General features: G+C 70.8%; 1 protein-coding gene. It reads right to left on the reverse strand.

The window, feature by feature from the left end:
* A protein-coding gene (locus tag ACFY07_RS28555; protein ID WP_390872439.1) for an IS3 family transposase occupies positions 1-1,124 on the reverse strand; the annotation gives its coding sequence in 2 pieces (ribosomal slippage) (positions 1-875 and positions 875-1,124; 1,125 coding nt annotated over the 2 pieces). This gene is flagged as partial in the annotation.

Here is a 1,124-nt window from a genome sequence, read left to right on the forward strand (position 1 = left end):
CTCGTCCGGCGGTACGTAGCCGAGGGCGGAGTGGAGCCGTTCGCCGTTGTACCAGGCGACCCACGGGAGGACGGCCCGCTCAACCTGGTCGAAGTCCCGCCACGGGCCCTGGTGTTCGATCAGTTCGGCTTTGAACGTGCCGTTGAGGGCTTCGGCCATGGCGTTGTCGTAGCTGTCGGCGACGGAGCCGACGGAGGCGGAGGCACCGACCTCGGCGAGACGCTCCGTGTAGCGGATGGATACATATTGCGACCCGCGGTCGCTGTGATGGACCAGGCCGGCGTCCTTCTTGATCTTCTGCCGCCACAGTGCCATCTCCAGTGCTTCCAGCGGCAGGTCGGTGCGCATGTGGGTGGCGGCCTGCCAGCCCACGATCCGGCGGGAGTACGCGTCCAGGACGAACGCCACGTAGACCCAGCCCGACCAGGTGCGGATGTAGGTCAGGTCGGCCAGCCACAGCTGGTTGGGCCGCGCCGCCTGGAAGCGCCGGCCCACCAGGTCCGGCGGCCGCGGGGCGGCAGGCTCGGGGATGGTGGTGCGGCGGCGCCGGCCGCGGATGACGCCCTCGATGCCGAGCTCGCGCATGAGGCGCTCGACGGTGCACCGGGCAACCTGGTGTCCGGCGCGGGCCAGGGCGCGGGTGACCCGGCGGGCGCCGTAGGTGCGGCCGGAGTCCTCCCATGCGGCTGTGACCAGCGGGATCAGCTCCTCGTCGCGCAGACGCCGGGCGGACTTCGGCCGCTGCTTGCGCGCGAAGTACGTCGACGGTGACAACTGGAGCACCCGGCATACGGGATCGACCCCGAAGCCGTCGCGCAGGTGGTCGATCACCTGCTCGGCCTCGTCCGGGGACGGTCGATCTCCTGGGCAAAAAACACCGAGGCGGCCTTCAGGATCTCGTTCGCACGCCTCAGCTCCGCCACTTCCCTGCGGAGGTCTTTGAGCTCGTCGCGCTCCGCGGTCGTGAGCCGGTCGTCGCGTTCGCCGGCGTCCGCCTCGGCCTGGCGAACCCAGGACCGCAGGGCCTCCTTGTGGATGCCGAGGTCGCGGGCGACATGCGCGACCGGCCGGCCACTCGAGCGGACCTCGCGGACGGCGCGCTCACGGAGCTCATCGGGGTACTT

The sequence above is a fragment of the Streptomyces sp. NPDC001380 genome (genome assembly GCF_042895785.1).
Taxonomy (GTDB): domain Bacteria; phylum Actinomycetota; class Actinomycetes; order Streptomycetales; family Streptomycetaceae; genus Peterkaempfera.